We start from the raw sequence: 421 nt of genomic DNA, 5'->3' as shown, positions 1-421 counted from the left end.
ACCGTGATCACCTTTACGGTTATCGATGATTTAGGGGCAGAGCAAACCTTTACCACCACCGTGGATGCGAGCGGCAACTTCTCAGTGGAAGTACCGACGGCACTTGCAGAAGGGCCGTACAGCATTGAGGCCAGCATTAGCGATGATGCAGGTAACAGCACTGATATTACCGGCAGCGGTAACATCGATACCACCGCGCCAAGTGTGAGTGTGGATGCACCAGTGCTCACCAACGACAGCTCGCCAACAGTTACGGGCACCAGTGATGCACCAAACAGCACCGTTACGATAACCTTTACCGATGCAGCCAATGCCGTACAAACTATTGATGTACAAACCGATGCCAATGGTAATTGGAGTGCCACCCCAGCGACTGATTTAGCCGAAGGTAACTACAGTGTCAGTGCTAGCATCACGGATG

At 52.3% G+C, this 421-nt stretch carries 1 protein-coding gene; it reads left to right on the top strand.

Features of this window, described 5'->3' with window-relative positions:
• A partial coding sequence (locus PSH50_RS21060; protein ID WP_273610078.1) for an Ig-like domain-containing protein occupies positions 1-421 on the top strand: 421 nt, incomplete at both ends.

It is taken from the genome of Pseudoalteromonas sp. Angola-7 (assembly GCF_028599255.1).
GTDB lineage: Bacteria > Pseudomonadota > Gammaproteobacteria > Enterobacterales > Alteromonadaceae > Pseudoalteromonas > Pseudoalteromonas atlantica.
Note: the sequence above shows the minus strand (reverse complement) of the source record. Positions and strands in the feature narration are given on the sequence as shown.